Origin of the sequence: Parendozoicomonas verongulae (assembly GCF_009711465.1) — a bacterium.
Taxonomy (GTDB): domain Bacteria; phylum Pseudomonadota; class Gammaproteobacteria; order Pseudomonadales; family Endozoicomonadaceae; genus Sansalvadorimonas; species Sansalvadorimonas verongulae.
On sequence record NZ_SMME01000537.1, the window covers coordinates 459 to 1267 of the forward strand.

General features: G+C 48.8%; 1 protein-coding gene. It reads right to left on the reverse strand.

Annotation, left to right across the window (positions count from 1 at the left end; all coding sequences use genetic code 11):
* Nucleotides 1–458, reverse strand: a 458-nt coding sequence (locus E1189_RS24705; RefSeq protein WP_230459951.1) for a hypothetical protein, incomplete at its 3' end; no start/stop codon positions are given.
* Nucleotides 459–809: the final 351 nt, after the last annotated feature.

The window sequence follows — 809 nt, forward strand, 5'->3', positions numbered from 1 at the left end:
TTGTCTCTTGTGTAAACTCTTAGCGTGTCCATAGCATAGAAATCCGCAGGTCTATCATCGCCAGTTCGAACCTGAAGCTCTCTATCATGCTCACCTGAAGACACATGACACATGTTTGCCCTACCTCGGATCCATGTTGTGGCACCCGTTTCAACGATCAGATTCTGTGCTGGCGTTGAGGCGGTAAGAGTTAATCCGGTTTTTTGTTGTTTCACCCGACAATGCACGTGGTGGTGGTCGGTTGCCCTGTCTATGACACAGGATGTTGTTTTATGGGGATGGATATGTGTGCGGCCCGCAGAGTATATGGCAATGCTGCCTGTCGATATGACATCTAATCGCTGTACCGGAATAATGTGAAGGGATCGACTCTTGTCTTCTGATGCATAGCTGGCAGATGCAGACAGGCCGATCGCTATGCAAAGACTGGTGGCAACAAAATTCAGTCTGAAGACCATTCCACCCTTCCCCACAAAAAGAAAAAAGAAGATAACAACATAGCTGGCGGCCTCTTGCGATGTTGGTATTTACGGCGCTGGTCAACTATTGGTGGATGGGTTGAGCATATCCTGACGTGTTACACCATACAGTCCGTGCACTATCCGAGTCTGGTTGTGAAAGGGACAGAGCGGGGCACATATCTTTCCTATAGTGCAGGATGCGCTTGTGTTTGGTGAGATGACTGAATTGGACGAAAGACCGGCTGCACCCATATTGGTTACAGACAAAAGCTCTGCCCCCGGTATGGAGGCGTTTGTGCCTGCTCAAATTACCGGATATGGTGAAAGACTTGTTGCACCCGTCAAAGT